The organism is Streptomyces sp. NPDC002602 (assembly GCF_042889445.1).
Lineage (GTDB): Bacteria > Actinomycetota > Actinomycetes > Streptomycetales > Streptomycetaceae > Streptomyces.
Genome location: NZ_JBIAQX010000009.1, coordinates 136,489 through 151,762, shown reverse-complemented (window position 1 = coordinate 151,762; position 15,274 = coordinate 136,489). Strand labels below are relative to the sequence as shown.

The following is a 15,274-nucleotide window of genomic DNA, read 5'->3' as shown; positions in this document are numbered from 1 at the left end:
GCACTGGCCGGGGCGGACGGCGCCGCCGTGCGCCGATGACGCGGCCGACGCGGCCCGCGGGGACATCTCGTCGGCGCGGCAGCACTCCCGAGTAGGGCCTCGGGAGCACGAGGAGAACCAAGTCGGCGGCGCGCGCGGGTCGGGTTCCGACCACGACAGGTGCGCGGGCGGTACGGGGACTGCGTACGCCGGGGTGTCCCGGTGCGGCGCCGCCCTCGCGCCCGGTTTCGGCGACGCGTACGTCGTGACCTCCGGCTCGCCGGGGTCTGAGGCGGCCCCGCCATGTCCCGGAAGCATCGGTAGCGCCGGAAGCACCGGAAGCACCGGAAGCACCGGAAGCACCGGAAGCACCGGAAGCACCGGAAGCACCGGAAGCACCGGCTGAATGATGACGCGTCACCGGCCTGTTCCCGCGACCGAATCAGGCATCCGGCCGCCCTGTCGGAGTCCGGCGAGGCATCCCGGTTCGAACAGAACTCAACACCCTCGCCCGGATGGACGGGGGCAAGGGGGGCGATCGCGGCCGACGAGCCGGCCACCGGCTCGGGAGCAGGCAGGCACTTCGGACTCGTGACACGGAGGCCGGGCAGCGCCGGGGGCCCCGCCCCCGCCTGACCGCGGAACCCGCAGGAGCCGAAACAGCACACGGGCCGCCGTCTGCCGACTGTCAAGCCGACCTGCTGCAGGGACCTTTCTGTGATGAACGCACTACGCCGTTGGCGTGAGGTGCTCGGCGCAGTAACCGTTCCCCAGGAATTGGTCAGGAAATGATCTGCATTGGGTAAAGCGTCGCCATGTCGCGGCCGCTTGCACCCCTCGATGCCCATAGCCCTCCTTGAAGGAGTCTGACCATGAGTTACGGGAACATCCTGCGGGAAGAGATCGCGAAGCCGGGCACGACGCCGCTGATCGGCGTGTACGACATGTACTCGGCGTCCGTCGCCGCCGGGCACTACGACGGGATGTTCGTCTCCGGGTTCGGATTCGCGGCCTCCTACTACGGCCTGCCCGACATCGGGTTCATCGCCTGGCCCGACATGATGGCCTTCGTCCAACGGCTCCGCGGCGCCTTCCCCCACCACCACCTGCTGGTCGACATCGACGACGGGTACGTGGACCCCGAGGTGGCCTGTCACGTCGTCGAGGGCCTGGAGCGGGCCGGCGCCTCCGGCGTCATCCTCGAGGACCAGAAGCGGCCCCGCCGGTGCGGGCATGCCGACGGCAAGCAGGTCCTGCCGCTCGACGAGTACCTCGAAAAACTCGCCATGGTCCTCGCCACCCGCAAGAACCTGGTCGTCGTCGCCCGCACCGACGCCACCGAGGAGGCCGACATCCTCCACCGCGCGGAGGTGCTGGCCGCCACCGACGCCGACGTCGTCCTGGTGGACGGGGTGCGCAGCATCGAATGGATCGAACGGATCCGCGAGGTGGTCGGCGGCAAGCCGCTGCTGTTCAACCAGATCGCCGGCGGCAAGTCGCCCCGCCTCTCCCTCACCGAACTCACCGACCTCGGCGTCGACGTCGCGATCTACAGCACCCCCTGCCTGTTCGCCGCCCACCGGGCGATGGACACCGCCCTCGCCGAACTCCGTCTCGCCGACGGACGCCTGCCCGCCAACCAGGACGGCCAGGAGATCGGGGTCGCCGAGTCCACCCGCCTCGTGGCCAAGAACATCGGCCGCCACCACACCCTGCCGTCCACACGGAACAGCGCGGACGTGATCGTATGACCCGCGCCCGAATGCGGGCCGCCGCCTACCTCGCCGTCGCGGTACTCGGCGCCGCCGGCCCGCCCGCCGCGGCCGAGGGAAGCCTCGTCACGGTCATCGACAACTCCCACTCCGACTCCGTCCTGGAAGTCGACCGCAGTGCCAACCTCCAAAGCGGCAGCGGCACCGCGGGAAGCGACCACGACGGCAGCGCTGTTGACATGCTCGCCACCCTCCTCAACGGAAGTCACCCCGCGGCGGACAGCGACTGACGGATCCCGGGCACGGCCGGCGGCGAACCTGCCGGGGTGACCCAAGCGGCCGAGCACGTGGGCGCGCCCTTCCCGAGCGGGCGGAAGGGCCCCCACCCTGCCGATCCCGGCTACTTCCCGACGCTGAACCCCTGCTCGGCACCGTACTTGGCACTCGCCTTCCGCCACGCGTCCAGCCCCTGAGCGAGGGTCGTCGACGAGATGTACGCCTTGCCGACGCTGTCGTTGAAGATGGAGTTCGCGTACACCTGGTAGGGCAGGTACGACCAACCCGTTCCGACGTTCCGGGCCGCGTCCGCCAGCACCTGGTTGGCCTGCTGGCCTCCGAAGTAGGGGAAGGCCGTCGCCAGGAAGGCCTTGGATTCGAGGTCTGCCCGGGTGGCGGGGAAGGCGCCTTCGGAGACCCGGGCCGTGGCGCCGGCCCCCGTGGTCGCGTACTCGATGAAGGCGTAGGCCAGTGCCTTGTTCTTGGCTGCCTTGGGAACGGCGAGGGAGCTGCCGCCGTTCTCCGCGGCCGCCTTGGCGCCCCGCGTCCACTGCGGAAGGGGCGCCACGCGCCAGTCCCCCGAGGCGGCGGGAGCACCCGAGGCGAAGTTGGCGGGCATCCAGGCGCCTGTGGACAGCGTCGCGATGCTGCCGTCGGACAGACCCTTGTACCACTCGTCGCTCCAGGAGGTGACCGGTGCGAGCAGTCTCTCGTCGAGCAGCTTCTGCCAGGTGCGCGCGTACCGCGTGGTGCCGGCGTCGCCGAAGTCGATGCCCACCTCGGTGCCCTCCACCTTGTAGGGGCGCCCACCCGCCTGCCAGATCAGGCTGGTCGTGGCGCCGGCGTCCCCGGTGTCGTTCGTGATGTACAGCTTCGGATCCGCCTTGTGCAGGGCGCGCGCCGCCTCGACGTACTCGTCCCAGGTGGCGGGGACGGCGACGCCGTGCCGGTCGAAGACCTTCTTGTTGTAGAACAGCGCCATGGGCCCCGAGTCCATGGGGAGGGCGTAGATCCCCTTGTCGTAACGCACCGCGCTCCAGGGCCCGGTGGTGAAGGTCTGGTCGTGGGAGGACGCGCCGTAGGGGGCGAGGTTCTCCAGGGCCTTGCCGATGGCGAACTGGCCGACGGCGTAGTACTCGACCTGGGCCACGTCGGGGGCTCCGGAGCCTGCGGCGACGGCGTTCTGCAGCGCGGTGTACTGCTTGTCTCCCGTGCCCGCGTTGACGAGTTCGACGTCCACCTTCGGATACTTCTTCTCGAAGTCGGCAGCCACCTTCTTCAGCGTGGGTTCCCACGCCCACACCGTCACCTTGCCTCCGGCTTCGAGCGCGGACGCCACGTCCTTGACGGCGCTCTCGTCCGCCGGGTCCGAGGACCCGCAGGCGGTGGTGGCGAGGGCCAGGGCGCACGTCGCGGCGACGGCGGCGACGATCCGGCGGCGGCTGTTCGTTCTCATCGGTGGTGCTCCTGATTCGGTGTGCGGAAGAGGAGGTCGGTACGAAGGGCCATGAGGATCGGCACGAACGGCCATGCCGGGCGCGTCACTCCTTGACGCTGCCCGCGGCCAGGCCCGACTGCCAGTGGCGCTGGAGCAGGAGGAAGAGCACGACGATCGGCACGACGGTGAGCAGGGATCCGGTGATGATGAGGTCGAAGACGGGCTCGCCGCCCGCGGTCCGGGCCTGGGCGCTCCACGCGTTGAGACCCAGGGTGAGCGGATACCAGTCCGGATCCTTGATCATGATCAGCGGCAGGAAGTAGTTGTTCCAGGTCGCGACCATGGAGAAGAGCAGCACCGTCACGGTGCCGGGCCGCAGCAGGGGCAGGGCGATCGTGAAGAAGATGCGCAGTTCGCCGGCCCCGTCGATACGGGCGGCTTCGAGCAGTTCGGAAGGTACCGCCTCGGCGGCGAACACCCACATCAGGTACAGCCCGAACGGTGAGACGAGGGACGGGATGATCACGGCCCAGGGGGTGTCGGCCAGTCCCATGCCGCTGAACATCAGGAACGTGGGCACGGCCAGTGCCGTGCCGGGGACGGCCACGGCTCCGATGACCACGGCGAACACGGTGCGCCGGCCGGGGAACTCGTATACGGCCAGGGCGTATCCGCCGAGGACGGCGAGCAGTGTCGCCCCGCCCGCGCCGGTGGCCACGTACAGCAGGGTGTTCAGCGTCCAGCGGACGAAGGCGCCGTCGTCGTAGGTCAGCGTGCGGGAGATGTTGTCCCAGAGTCGGAAGTCCTTGCCGAGCCACAGGCCGAAGGAGTCGAAGAGGTCCTGTTGGTCCTTGGTCGCGTTGATGACCAGCCACACGAGGGGAAGGAGGGCGTAGACGAGGACCAGCCCGGTCACCAGGGTCAGCGGGATGCTCGGTCTGGGGTTGAGGGGTGTGTGGGGGCGCTTGGGGCGACGGGGCCGGTCCACAGGGGTCCGTCCGGGTTCTGCGGCGGCGTCCGATGTCGCACGGGGGCGGACGGCGCGTTCCACCGTGTCCGAGGGGGCCTCGGCGGGATTCGTGATCATGTGTTCAGCCCTTCCGCATGCCGCGGAGCTGGACCGCGTAGGCGATGATCGCGGTGAGGACACCCATCACGATGGCGACGGTCGCCGCGTAGTTGTGCTGCTGTCCGGAGAAGGCCAGGGAGTAGGTGTAGAGGTTCGGGGTGTAGCTGGTCGTGATCGCGTTGGGGGCGAGGTTCCGCATGATGCTGGGCTCGTTGAAGAGCTGGAAGCTGCCGATGATCGAGAAGATCGTCGCGATGACCAACGCGCCGCGGATGGCGGGCAACTTGATCGCGGTGACGACGCGCCACTCTCCGGCGCCGTCGATCGCGGCCGCTTCGTAGAGGGAGCGCGGGACCACCTTCAGGGCGGAGTAGAAGATCAAGGTGTTGTAGCCGACGAACTCCCACGTCACGACGTTGCCGATGGAGGCGAGTATCAGTGAGGGGGAGAGTGGATCCGGGAGGGAGAGGCCCAACGCCTCGTTGAGGTTGCCCACCAGGCCGAATCTGGGTCCGTAGATGAATCCCCACATCAGACCGGCCACCACGGCCGGGACCGCGTAGGGCAGGAAGACCGCCACACGAAAGAACGCCTTGCCGTACAACCGGCCGCTGTCGATGGCGAGTGCGACCAGCAACGCGATCCCCAACATGATCGGCACCTGGACGACCAGGAACGACCCGACCCGGGCGGATCCCTCCCAGAACCGCGGATCGGTCAGCGCCTGGAGGTAGTTGTCCGCGCCCACGAAGTCGGTGCCGCCGATGAGCCGGTCGCGCATCAGGCTGAGCTGGAAGGCGTAACCGATGGGGGCCAGGAACACGAGCACGAACACCGCTGCGAACGGGCCGGCGAACCCCCAGCCGACGAGGGCGTTCCCGCGTGCGCGCACACGGGGTCGAGAACGGGGTGGGGAGACTGCTTTCGCCGCTGACGGCAGGAGCGTCATGGTGGGTCCTTGCGTCGGTGACCGACAGGTCCGCGATCGGAGGGAAGAGACGGCCTCCGGGCCGGAAACGGCCGCATGGGGCAGGACCTGATGAGAAATGTTTACGTAATCATCGGTAGCGAGATGGTGACACTTCCCGCCGTGGAGCGTCAAGCATCGCGAGGGTCGGTGGCTGAAACCGGCGATCGCGGCACCAACTTCCCTGCGCGGCCCCCGAGTGTCGATTCGCGCGCGAACGCTTGACAGGCCCCGGTGCGGCTTCCAGACTCACAGCCAGCCGCCAAGTGTTTACGTAAACATAACAGCAGCGGCACATCGGCTTCACAAGCACCCGCTGTCGGCCCGCCGGCCCGCGGGACTCAACGCGCACCGCAACACCTCCCCCACCCGCCGGTCAGCGAGAGGTACCCATGCGACGTCAATCCCCATACGCGGCAGCCCTGTTCACCCTCATGGCAGCCCTGATCGCGAGCTTCCTCGGCGGTCACGGCAATGCCGCGGCCTCACCGGCCCCCGTCGTCGTCACCAACGCGACGCAGTTCACCGATCCCGCCGGCAGCCCGGTCCACGCCCACGGTGGAGGGGTCGTCAAGGTGGACGAGTACTACTACTGGTTCGGCGAGAACCGCAATGCCGACAACAGCTTCCGGTACGTGTCCGCGTACCGCTCCACCGGCCTCAGGACCTGGGAGTTCCGCCACCACGTCCTGTCCCGGGCCACCGATCCGGAGCTGGCCACGGCCAACATCGAACGTCCCAAGGTCGTGTACAACCGTGTCACCGGGCAGTTCGTCATGTGGATGCACAAGGAGGGCAGCGCCACCGACTACAGCGAGGCAAGGGCCGCGGTGGCCGTCTCCTCCACGGTCGACGGCGACTACTCATGGCGCGGGAGCTTCAGACCGTTGGGGCACATGTCCCGGGACATCACCACCTTCGTCGACACCGACGGAACCGGTTACATGATCTCCGCCGCCAACGAGAACGCGGACCTCCACGTCTACCGGCTGAGCGCGGACTACACCGCGGTCGAGAGCCGGGTGCAGAAGCTGTGGGCCGGTCAGTGGCGCGAGGCTCCGGCGCTGTTCAAGCGGGACGGCGTCTACTTCCTGGTGACGTCCGGCGCCACCGGCTGGTCCCCCAACCAGCAGAAGTACGGCACGGCGGACAGCATCACCGGCACCTGGAGCGGGCTGCGGGACCTGGGCGACGCCAGGACCTACGGCTCCCAGACGGCCTACGTGCTGCCCCTCGAGGGCGTGTCCGGTGCCACCGGATACCTGTACATGGGCGACCGCTGGGGCAACGCGACGGGCGGTACGGTCAACGACTCCCAGTACATCTGGCTGCCGTTGAAGTTCCCGACGAGGACCACCCTGTCCATGGACTACTACCCGCAGATCATCATCGCGGCGGAGGCCGGCACCGTCAGGGGCACCGGTGACTGGGACACTCTGACCGCCGCGCACAGCGGCAAGTGCGCCGACGCCGCCGACTGGTCGGTGGCGGAAGGCGCCCCCCTCGTCCAGTGGACCTGCTCGGCAGGAAGCGTCAACCAGCAGATGTGGTTCCAGGGCGCGGGAGCCGGCACGGTACGGATCATGCTCCGCCACAGCGGCAAGTGCCTCGCGGTCCGGGAGGCGTCCGCCGATGACGGCGCGGCCGTCGTACAGACCACGTGCGGCGACGCGCCCGGCCAGAGGTGGAAGGCGGCCCAGGCCGGCCCGAGCGGTATGCGGCTCGTCGCCCTGCACAGCGGCAAGTGTCTCGACGTCACCAACCAGGCCCGGACGGATGGCGCGCCTCTCGTCCAGTGGACGTGCAACGGCGGCGACAACCAGAAGTGGCGCCGCTCGGCCGTCTGACCTCCCCGCTCCCGACACCACGGGTGCGGCCGTGTCCCGCCCCCGGTGCGGGACACGGCCGCATGCGTCCGTCGGGGCCGGTCAGTCCTCGACGGGGCCGAGGTCGGGAGTTTCCCGGAAGGCCACCGTCCGGGCGCGGTCGGGAGCGTGCAGTTCGAGTACGACGATCTCGTTGGCTCCCGTGCGCAGGACCGGGCCGGGTACGTACAGCGATCTTTGGGGGCCTCGGGACCAGTAGCGGCCGAGGGCGAAGCCGTTGACCCAGGCGTTGCCCTTCGTCCAACCGTCGAGGTGGAGGAAGGTGTCGGCTGTCCTGTCCGTTTCGAAGGTGCCGCGGTGGAAGGCGGGGCCGGTCGGGGTGACCGGCCCGGTGGCGAACGGGAGGTCTTCCAGCGTGGCGAGCGGCAGCGGTCGGCTGGTCCAGTCGTTGAGGGGAAGCCCGTTGAGGAGAACGCGGCCGAGCAGCCCCTTGCGGTCGTGGATGCCCGGTCCGTAGTTCACCCGTCCCTGGTTCTCCACGAGTACGGTCAGGACGGTGCCCGGGCGCGGCACCGAGAAGGTGAGGGAGTGCTCGTGGGACTCGCGCTCCAACACCCCCACCGGCTGGCCGTCGAGGAAGACCTGGGCCCGGTCGCGCACCTGCTCCAGTTCGAGCAGTGCGGGGCCGGCGTCCGGGAGGTCCGTTTCGTACAGCACGAAGCCGTAGTCCTGTCCGAGTTCCTCCATCGTCAGGGGTCGGCTCGACGCGACCGCGTCCCCGAGGACGGGCGCTCCGTCCAGCAGACCGATGCTCTCGGTCAGCGCCACCTCTTCCCGACTGAACCTGGTCGCGCGCGCGGGAGGGAGTTCCGTCGGGACCGGGGCGTACTTGGCGATGACCTCGCGGAAGGCGGCGAACTTCTCGGTCGGGTCGCCGGCTTCGTCGAGGGGGGCGTCGTAGTCGTAGGAGGTGACGGTGGGCCGGTAGGTGTGCTTGTCGTTGGCGCCGTTCATGAAGCCGAAGTTCGTACCGCCGTGGAACATGTAGAAGTTGACCGAGGCGCCGGTCGCGAGCAGTTCGTCCAACTCCCGCGCGGCCTGCTCGGCGTCGCGCACGACATGGTTGCCGCCCCATCGGTCGAACCAGCCGATCCAGAACTCCGTGCAGAGCAGCGGACCGAACGGCCGGAGCGCCCGCAGGGCGGAGAGGTTCCGGGCGGACCCGCTGCCGAAGTTGGCGGTCGCGAGAACACCCGGCAACGCTCCCCGCTCAAGGTCGGCGGGCTGATCACAGGTGAAGAGCGGTACGTCGACACCGCAGCGGCGCAGGGAGCCCGCGACGTGTTCGAGGTAGGCGGTGTCGTCGCCGTAGGCCCCGTACTCGTTCTCCACCTGCACCGCGAGGACCGGGCCGCCCCGGGTGGCGAGCCGACTCCGCAGCGGGAGCAGGATCCGATGGAAGTAGTCGTCGACGGCGGTCAGGAACCGGGGATCCCGGCTGCGCAATCGGATGTCGGGATCGGCCAGGAGCCACGACGGCAGGCCGCCACCCTCCCACTCGGCGCAGATGTAGGGGCCGGGACGCAGGAGTACGTACAGCCCCTCGGCGGCAGCCAGATCGAGGAACGCCGGCAGGTCGAGGCCGCCTTCCATCCGGAACTCGTCGGGTCGCGGCTGGTGGAGGTTCCACGGTACGTACGTCTCCACCGTGTTCAGCCCCATGAGACGAGCCTTGCGCAGCCGATCACGCCAATGATCGGGATGAACACGGAAGTAGTGCAGTCCGCCCGAAAGGATGCGGAAGGGCCCTCCGTCGAGCCGGAATCCGTCCTCGTCGATCCGCAGAAGAGACATGCGTGTGCTCCTCGGTTGAACGGGTGCGCGGGACTCGCGCCTCGGGGCTCTCGCCACCTCGGTATGTTTACGTAAACATCAGGGGCGTGACAAGTCCCTTCACGCGTGATCTCGGGAGCGGCCCGCACGAGGAACCCGGGGGCTGGGACATACAGGGGCATAACGGCGCTCGGCCCGGTGCGGGGGCGGCGGTCGGGATTGCGGGAGGCGCTTCCGCCCGGGCTACGGCTGGGTGGTTCCCAGGATCAGCCGGCCCACCGAATCGCTCAGGACGGTGCGCGCCTGGGCATCGAGCCCGTCGTCCGAGACGAAGTAGTCGATCTCCGGGAGGGTGATGAACCGACTCAGGCCCACGACTCCCCATTTGGTGTGGTCCGCGACCACGGCGACCTGAGTGGCGCATTCGATCAGCGCGCGGTTGGTCTGGGCTTCGGCGAGGTTCGGGGTGGTCGCGCCCGCACGTTCGGAGACGCCGTGGGCGCCGATGATCAGCAGGTCCACCTGGAGGGAGCGGATCGCCTGGTCCGCCAGGGGCCCGACGAGGGAGGCCGACTTCGTGGGAGAACCGCCCGTCAGCAGCAGCGTCCGTTCCGGGGAGCCGAACTCCGCCCCCGTGGGTCGCAGCAGTTCGGCGACCGGCAGGGAGTTGGTCACCACGGTCAGTCCGGGCACGTCTCGGAGCCGGCTGGCCACCGCGTAGGCCGTCGTCCCGCCGGAGACGGCGACGACGCTGCCCGGTTTCACGAGGGCGGAGGCCGCCTCGGCGACCGCCGCCTTGGCCTGTGACTCAAGGCCGGCCTTGGTCTCGAAGGCCGGTTCGTCTCCGGTCGTGACGGAAGACCTGATGGCGCCGCCGTGCACCTTCGACAGGGCGCCGCTGCGGTCCAGGACATCGAGGTCGCGGCGGATCGTCATGTCGGAGACGCCCAGTTGTTCCACGAGTTCGGTGACGCGCACCGCACCGTCGCGGCGCACGATGTCGAGGATCAGGGCCCTGCGCTGGGGTGCAAGGCGTGCTGCTTCCGTCACGTTGTCGTCCCCGCTCCTGTGCGCGCCATCCGTGTGTGGAGTCGGAGACACACGGTCATCCTCACCAACGAACAGTCTACGTCGACGGATCCCGACCTCACCGGCCTCTCATTCGATGCGCCGGGCGCCGGAGGCCGGGGACACGGGGAACAGGTGCGGAGCCGGGTACCCGGCGGATCGGAACGCGGCGGTGACGGCGGCGCCCAGCGCCTGAGCCCGTCCCTCGTCCACCAGGACGATGACGGAGCCGCCGAAACCACCACCGGTCATGCGTGCCCCGAGCGCTCCGTGTGCCAGGGCCGTGTCCACCACGAGGTCGCTCTCGTCGCAGGAGATCCGGAAGTCGTCACGCAGCGAGGCGTGTCCGGCCGAGAGGATCGGTCCCAGCGCCGCGACGCGTCCCGCCCGCAGGTGGGAGATCGATTCGGCGACCCTCGCGTTCTCGGTCACGATGTGCTGGACCAGGGGCACCAGGTGCGCGGGGAGCATCCTGCCGGCGGAGGGCAGGTCCGCCGGTGAGATGTCCCGCAACGCGGCGACGCCGAGCAGCCGGGCGGCCTGTTCGCACCCGGCTCGCAGCGCGGCGTACGCGCCGTCCCCGAGGTCGTGTTTGACGCGGGTGTCGATGACGAGCAGGCACAACCCCTCCGACTCCGGGGCGAAGGGCACCTGCTCGTGGGTCCCGGCGCGGATGTCCAGGTGCAGGGCGGCGCCGGCGGTGCAGCAGGCTGAGGCCATCTGGTCCATGACCCCGCACGGGACGCCGGCGAAGCCGTTCTCGGCCCGTTGTGAGATCTGGGCGAGCGCGGGTGCGCCGAGGCCGAGCTCGTACAGGTCGTCGTAGGCGAAGGCGACCGCGCATTCGAGCGCGGCGGAGGACGACAGGCCGGCGCCGGTGGGCACCGTGCTCTCGACGTGGAGGTCGGCGCCGCCGACCCGGTGTCCCGCCTCGCGGAGCGCCCACACGACTCCCGCCGGGTACGCGCCCCACGTGGTGACGGCCCCGGGGGCCAGGGCGTCGACGTCGAGGTCGATGACCGGGCCGTCGCCCTGGGCGCTGTGCAGTCGCAGGCGTCCGTCCTCGCGCCGGCGCGCCGCGATCAGCGTGTTCTGGGGGATGGCGATGGGCAGGGCGAGGCCGTCGTTGTAGTCGGTGTGCTCGCCGATCAGGTTGACGCGGCCCGGCGCTGCCCAGACTCCGTCCGGGGAGGCGTCGTAGATGTGCCGAAAGGCCTCCTTCACGCGGTCGCCCCCTGTGCGAAGGCCCAGGCGTCGGCCACGATGGAGTCCAGGTCGGTGCGGCTCGGCCGCCAGCCGAGGCGGTCGTGCGCGCGGGCGGCGGAGGCGACGAGCACCGCCGGGTCGCCGGGTCGCCGGGGGCGGACGAGTTCCGGGATGGTACGGCCCGTCACCCGTCGGACGGAGTCGATCACCTCCCGGACCGTGAAGCCCTCGCCGTTGCCCAGGTTGCAGATCAGGTGCTCGCCGGGGCGGGCGGCGTCCAGGGCCAGGAGGTGGGCCTCGGCGAGGTCGGCGACATGGATGTAGTCGCGTACGCAGGTGCCGTCGCGCGTGGGGTAGTCGTCGCCGTGGACGTCGATGTGTGGGCGTTGTCCCAGGGCCACTTGGAGGATGAGCGGGATGAGGTGCGATTCGGGCTCGTGACGTTCGCCGTGGCCCGCGTGGGCGCCCGCGACGTTGAAGTACCGCAGGGACACGGCGGCCAGCCCGTGGGCGGCGGCCTCGCCGGTGATCAGGTGGTCGACGGCCAGTTTGGTGGCGCCGTAGGGGCTCGTCGGTGCGGTTCGGGCGTCCTCGGCGACGGGTACCTGTTCGGGTTCGCCGTAGACGGCCGCGGTGGAGGAGAAGACCAGGGTGCGTACGCCGGCGCGGCGCATGGTGGTGATCAGTTCCAGCGAGCCGGCGACGTTGTTGCGCCAGTACTTCTCCGGGTCGAGCACGGACTCGGCCACCTGCGAGGACGCGGCGAAGTGCAACACCCCGGCATGGCCGGTGTCCAGCAGGGCGGCGGCCTGTGCGACCCCGCCCCGGACGAAGTCGGCGCCCTCGGGGACGGCTTCCGACATGCCGGTGGTCAGGTCGTCGAGCACGGTCACGCGGTGGCCGGCCGCGAGGAGTCGGGCCGCGACCACACTGCCGATGTAGCCGGCGCCGCCGGTGACGAGGTACCTGCTCATGACGCGACCTCCCGCAGCCGCCGGGCCGCGGCTTCCGGGGCGACGTCGTTGACGAAGGAGTCCATGCCGGATTCGACCCCGGCGAGGAACTTGAGCTTGCCCGCCGATCGTCGCACCGTGAACAGCTCCAGGTGCAGGGCCAGTTCCCGCCCCCCGGTCTTCGGCGCCTGGTGCCAGGCGGAGATGTACGGGGTGGGGGTCGCCGGCGCGGCATCCTCGCGGTGGAACAGTCGGTCGAACCTGCGCAGCAGTTCCAGGTAGATGCCGGGGAACTCCGCGCGCTCGACCTCGGTGAGGTGGGTGAGGTCGGGGACACGGCGGTGGGGGTAGAGGTGCACCTCGTAGGGCCAGCGGGCGGCGTACGGGACGAACGCCGTCCAGTGCTCCCCCGCCAGGACCACCCGCGACACGGCGGTGCGGGCTTCGGCGAGCAGGTCCTCGAAGAGGTTTCCGCCGGTGACACGTCGGTGCGTGTCCGCGACGGCGACCATCTTGGCGGTGCGCGGCGGCACGAAGGGGAAGGCGTAGACCTGCCCGTGGGGATGCGCGAGGGTGACGCCGATCTCCGCGCCGCGGTTCTCGAAGCAGTACACCTGCTCGACGCCGGGCAGGGACGACAGGTTCTCGGTGCGGTCCGTCCAGGCGTCGAGTACGAGACGGGCCCGGTCCTCAGTCAGATCGGCGAAGCTCGCCCCGTGCTCGGGCGTGAAGCACACGACTTCGCAGCGTCCCACGCGGCCGGCCAGGGAGGGGAAGCGGTTCTCGAACACGGCGACGTCGTAGTCCGCGGCCGGGATCTCGCTGTGGTGCCCGTCCCAGGAGGGGCACAGGGGGCACGCGTCGGTGGGCGGATGGTGGACGCGCCCCTGACGGTGCGAGGCGATGGTGACCCAGTCGCCGGTCGCCAGGTCCAGCCGTAGCTCGGGCCGGCTGTCGACCGGCTCCAGCAGGCGCCGGTCGACCGTGTCGCGGACGGCGCTGCCGTCACGGTCGTAGTAGATCAGCTCGCGGCCGTCCGCGAGCTTCGTCGTGGTTCTCTTCACGGAGCGTGCCCGTCTCTCGAAGTACGGCGGCCCTGGGAGCCACACGTTAACAACAATAAACATGAATCAACGTAAGTCAACGTCGGATGCTGTTGTTTGTTTCGGGGAAGCGGGCGCCGGTCGGTATGGCGGCGGGCCGGCGCGCACTGTGCGTTGCGCGGCGACCACGGTCAGGCCGATCCGGGCGACCTCGCCCGCACACGCCGCCCTCGTTCGGACACGGGCGCCGTGCCCTGTTTCGATTCGGTCGACGGCCACTCCGACGACATATCCGCTTCGTATGGGTGGCCAAGATGTTTCGGCAGGGGCATTGCACCACACCTGCCACGACAAGTCGTTTGCGGCATAAGGCATTCAGACCGGTGTCACCGTCCCGGGAATGGCTTGACACGCACTTGGGGCACGGTCAAATCAACAGCACCCCGCCTTGACAGCACCCCGACACATGGGAACAGAAATGCTGCTTTCGTCCTTGAACGGCTTCGGGGCGACGGCGTACTCGGCGCCGGTGGCATTCGGGCGAAGGCGGCCCATGCGCAGGTCCACATCGAGAATCACCGCCCGGTTCCGCGGATCCGGTCCGCGCTGTGTCGCGCCACCGGCCGCCCTACCACCGCCCCCTGGCCCCGGACATCCGCGATCCCCCGGTACGGCGGGACGCGCTCACGCCCCCCGGGTGTCCGCCAGGATCAGACGTCCGACCTGCTCACCGAGGACGGTACGGGCCTGTTCGCCAAGTCCGTCGTCGGACACGAAGTAGTCGATGTCGGACAGGTCGGCGAACCGGCTCAGGCCGATGACGCCCCACTTGCTGTGATCGGCCACGACGGCCAGTCGGGTGGCGGCCGAGATCAGGGCGCGGTTGGTCTCCGCCTCCGCGAGGTTCGGAGTGGTCACCCCGGCGCGTTCGGAGACGCCGTGAGCGCCCACGATCAGGAGGTCGACCTGCAGGGAGCGGATCGCCTGATCCGCCAGCGGCCCGACCAGCGACGCGGACTTCGTGGGGGCCCCGCCCGTGACCAGCAGAGTCGGGCCGGCGGAGCCGTCGTCGGTCCCGGAGGGGCGCAACAGGTCGGCCACGGGCAGGGAGTTGGTCACCACGGTCAGACCGGCGATGTCGCGCAGCCGATGGGCGACGGCGTACGTCGTCGTCCCTCCGGAGATCGCCACGACACTCCCGGGCCGCACCAGTTGGGCGGCCGCGTCCGCGACCGCCGCCTTGGCCGCGGACTTGAGGGTGAACTTGGTCTCGAAGCCGGGCTCGTCGGAGGTGGTGCCTGAGGTCCTCACCGCCCCGCCGTGCACCTTCTCGACCGACCCCGTCTTGGCGAGCACGTCCAGATCGCGGCGGATCGTCATGTCCGACACCCCGAGCTGCTCCACGAGTGCGGCGACGCGCACCGCTCCCTTGCGGCGCACGGCGTCGAGGATCAGTTCTCTCCGCTGGGCCGCCAGCGGTGCCGGCTCTGTCACAATCCCACCCGATGATCTCTAGCGAATTCCAGACAGAGATCAATTGTACACTGCATCCAATAAGGTGGTGCAAGGGGTTCGGGGATGGCCTGCGCAGAACTTTCACGCCGAAGGGCGGACAAGCCGCTCGACGCATTCGCCCGACTGTCCGAGTCCGCTGCCTCAACAGGGCCGCATGCGGGGCTTCCTGAGGACGTTCCGGCATTTTCGTTCCACCTCGTGTGCTTTACGGCGAGGAAAAGACGTGCCCGTGCCGAAATGCAACGACCGCCCCTGTCCGACGCCTCCGGCGGTCGAATGCGTTTCGGGTCGAAATGGTCGATCGTCCTCTGTCTCCGCCGCTGCCGCGATCCGTCGGCGCGTGGCACGAGGAGGCCCGGCTCCTCTCGGAGCGGGCCTCGTCGTGATGC

12 protein-coding genes are annotated in these 15,274 nt (G+C 69.6%); 3 read left to right on the top strand and 9 right to left on the bottom strand.

The window, feature by feature from the left end; translation table 11 throughout:
- The first annotated feature begins 851 nt into the window (after positions 1-851).
- Both ACFYW3_RS23850 and ACFYW3_RS23845 read left to right on the top strand, forming a co-directional pair.
- Complete coding sequence (locus tag ACFYW3_RS23850) at positions 852-1,730, top strand: isocitrate lyase/PEP mutase family protein (protein ID WP_351750919.1); 879 nt, start codon at positions 852-854, stop codon at positions 1,728-1,730.
- The gene (locus ACFYW3_RS23845; protein WP_389387247.1) at positions 1,727-1,981 is read left to right on the top strand and encodes a hypothetical protein; all 255 of its coding nucleotides are present in this window, start codon (positions 1,727-1,729) and stop codon (positions 1,979-1,981) included. The genes ACFYW3_RS23850 and ACFYW3_RS23845 overlap by 4 nt, the downstream gene beginning before the upstream one ends.
- Before the next feature lie 110 nt (positions 1,982-2,091).
- Here ACFYW3_RS23845 and ACFYW3_RS23840 read toward each other — a convergent pair whose 3' ends face one another.
- The 3 genes from ACFYW3_RS23840 to ACFYW3_RS23830 form a co-directional block, all read right to left on the bottom strand.
- A complete protein-coding gene (locus ACFYW3_RS23840) occupies positions 2,092-3,423 on the bottom strand; it encodes an ABC transporter substrate-binding protein (protein WP_389387246.1) in 1,332 nt (443 codons plus the stop codon).
- A gap of 85 nt (positions 3,424-3,508) precedes the next feature.
- Positions 3,509-4,489: a carbohydrate ABC transporter permease gene (locus ACFYW3_RS23835; protein WP_389387319.1), complete on the bottom strand. Its 981-nt coding sequence runs from the start codon at positions 4,487-4,489 to the stop codon at positions 3,509-3,511.
- Between the two features lie 7 nt (positions 4,490-4,496).
- Entirely contained in the window at positions 4,497-5,423 is a 927-nt protein-coding gene (locus ACFYW3_RS23830; protein WP_389387245.1) for a carbohydrate ABC transporter permease, read from the bottom strand.
- 410 nt (positions 5,424-5,833) lie between these two features.
- On the opposite strand from ACFYW3_RS23830, the gene ACFYW3_RS23825 reads away from it, so the two are divergent.
- On the top strand, positions 5,834-7,288 hold the full coding sequence (locus ACFYW3_RS23825) for an RICIN domain-containing protein (protein ID WP_389387244.1): 1,455 nt from the start codon (positions 5,834-5,836) through the stop codon (positions 7,286-7,288).
- Positions 7,289-7,369: 81 nt separating this feature from the next.
- Here ACFYW3_RS23825 and ACFYW3_RS23820 read toward each other — a convergent pair whose 3' ends face one another.
- The 6 genes from ACFYW3_RS23820 to ACFYW3_RS23795 all read right to left on the bottom strand — a co-directional run bounded on the left by ACFYW3_RS23820 (position 7,370) and on the right by ACFYW3_RS23795 (position 14,864).
- The gene (locus ACFYW3_RS23820; protein WP_389387243.1) at positions 7,370-9,121 is read right to left on the bottom strand and encodes a beta-galactosidase family protein; all 1,752 of its coding nucleotides are present in this window, start codon (positions 9,119-9,121) and stop codon (positions 7,370-7,372) included.
- A gap of 222 nt (positions 9,122-9,343) precedes the next feature.
- A complete protein-coding gene (locus ACFYW3_RS23815) occupies positions 9,344-10,150 on the bottom strand; it encodes a DeoR/GlpR family DNA-binding transcription regulator (protein WP_351750932.1) in 807 nt (268 codons plus the stop codon).
- Positions 10,151-10,258: 108 nt separating this feature from the next.
- Complete coding sequence (galK, locus tag ACFYW3_RS23810) at positions 10,259-11,392, bottom strand: galactokinase (RefSeq protein ID WP_389387242.1); 1,134 nt, start codon at positions 11,390-11,392, stop codon at positions 10,259-10,261.
- The gene (galE, locus tag ACFYW3_RS23805) at positions 11,389-12,348 is read right to left on the bottom strand and encodes a UDP-glucose 4-epimerase GalE (RefSeq protein ID WP_351750935.1); all 960 of its coding nucleotides are present in this window, start codon (positions 12,346-12,348) and stop codon (positions 11,389-11,391) included. Before galE ends, galK begins: the two co-directional genes overlap by 4 nt.
- Positions 12,345-13,391 carry a galactose-1-phosphate uridylyltransferase gene (galT, locus tag ACFYW3_RS23800; protein WP_351750937.1) on the bottom strand — a complete coding sequence of 349 codons (1,047 nt, stop codon included), beginning with the start codon at positions 13,389-13,391 and terminating at the stop codon, positions 12,345-12,347. The genes galE and galT overlap by 4 nt, the downstream gene beginning before the upstream one ends.
- 663 nt (positions 13,392-14,054) lie before the next feature.
- Positions 14,055-14,864 (bottom strand): DeoR/GlpR family DNA-binding transcription regulator, encoded by an 810-nt coding sequence (locus tag ACFYW3_RS23795; protein WP_351750938.1) that lies wholly within the window; start codon positions 14,862-14,864, stop codon positions 14,055-14,057.
- Between the last annotated feature and the right edge of the window lie 410 nt (positions 14,865-15,274).

What these genes read in the sequence shown, in the direction of transcription:
- ACFYW3_RS23845 (WP_389387247.1), top strand. Translation starts at nt 1,727, where the DNA reads ATGACCCGCGCCCGAATGCGGGCCGCCGCCTACCTCGCCGTCGCGGTA.
- ACFYW3_RS23825 (WP_389387244.1), top strand. Translation starts at nt 5,834, where the DNA reads ATGCGACGTCAATCCCCATACGCGGCAGCCCTGTTCACCCTCATGGCA.
- ACFYW3_RS23840 (WP_389387246.1), bottom strand. Translation starts at nt 3,423, where the DNA reads ATGAGAACGAACAGCCGCCGCCGGATCGTCGCCGCCGTCGCCGCGACG.
- galE (WP_351750935.1), bottom strand. Translation starts at nt 12,348, where the DNA reads ATGAGCAGGTACCTCGTCACCGGCGGCGCCGGCTACATCGGCAGTGTG.
- ACFYW3_RS23850 (WP_351750919.1), top strand. Translation starts at nt 852, where the DNA reads ATGAGTTACGGGAACATCCTGCGGGAAGAGATCGCGAAGCCGGGCACG.
- ACFYW3_RS23830 (WP_389387245.1), bottom strand. Translation starts at nt 5,423, where the DNA reads ATGACGCTCCTGCCGTCAGCGGCGAAAGCAGTCTCCCCACCCCGTTCT.
- ACFYW3_RS23820 (WP_389387243.1), bottom strand. Translation starts at nt 9,121, where the DNA reads ATGTCTCTTCTGCGGATCGACGAGGACGGATTCCGGCTCGACGGAGGG.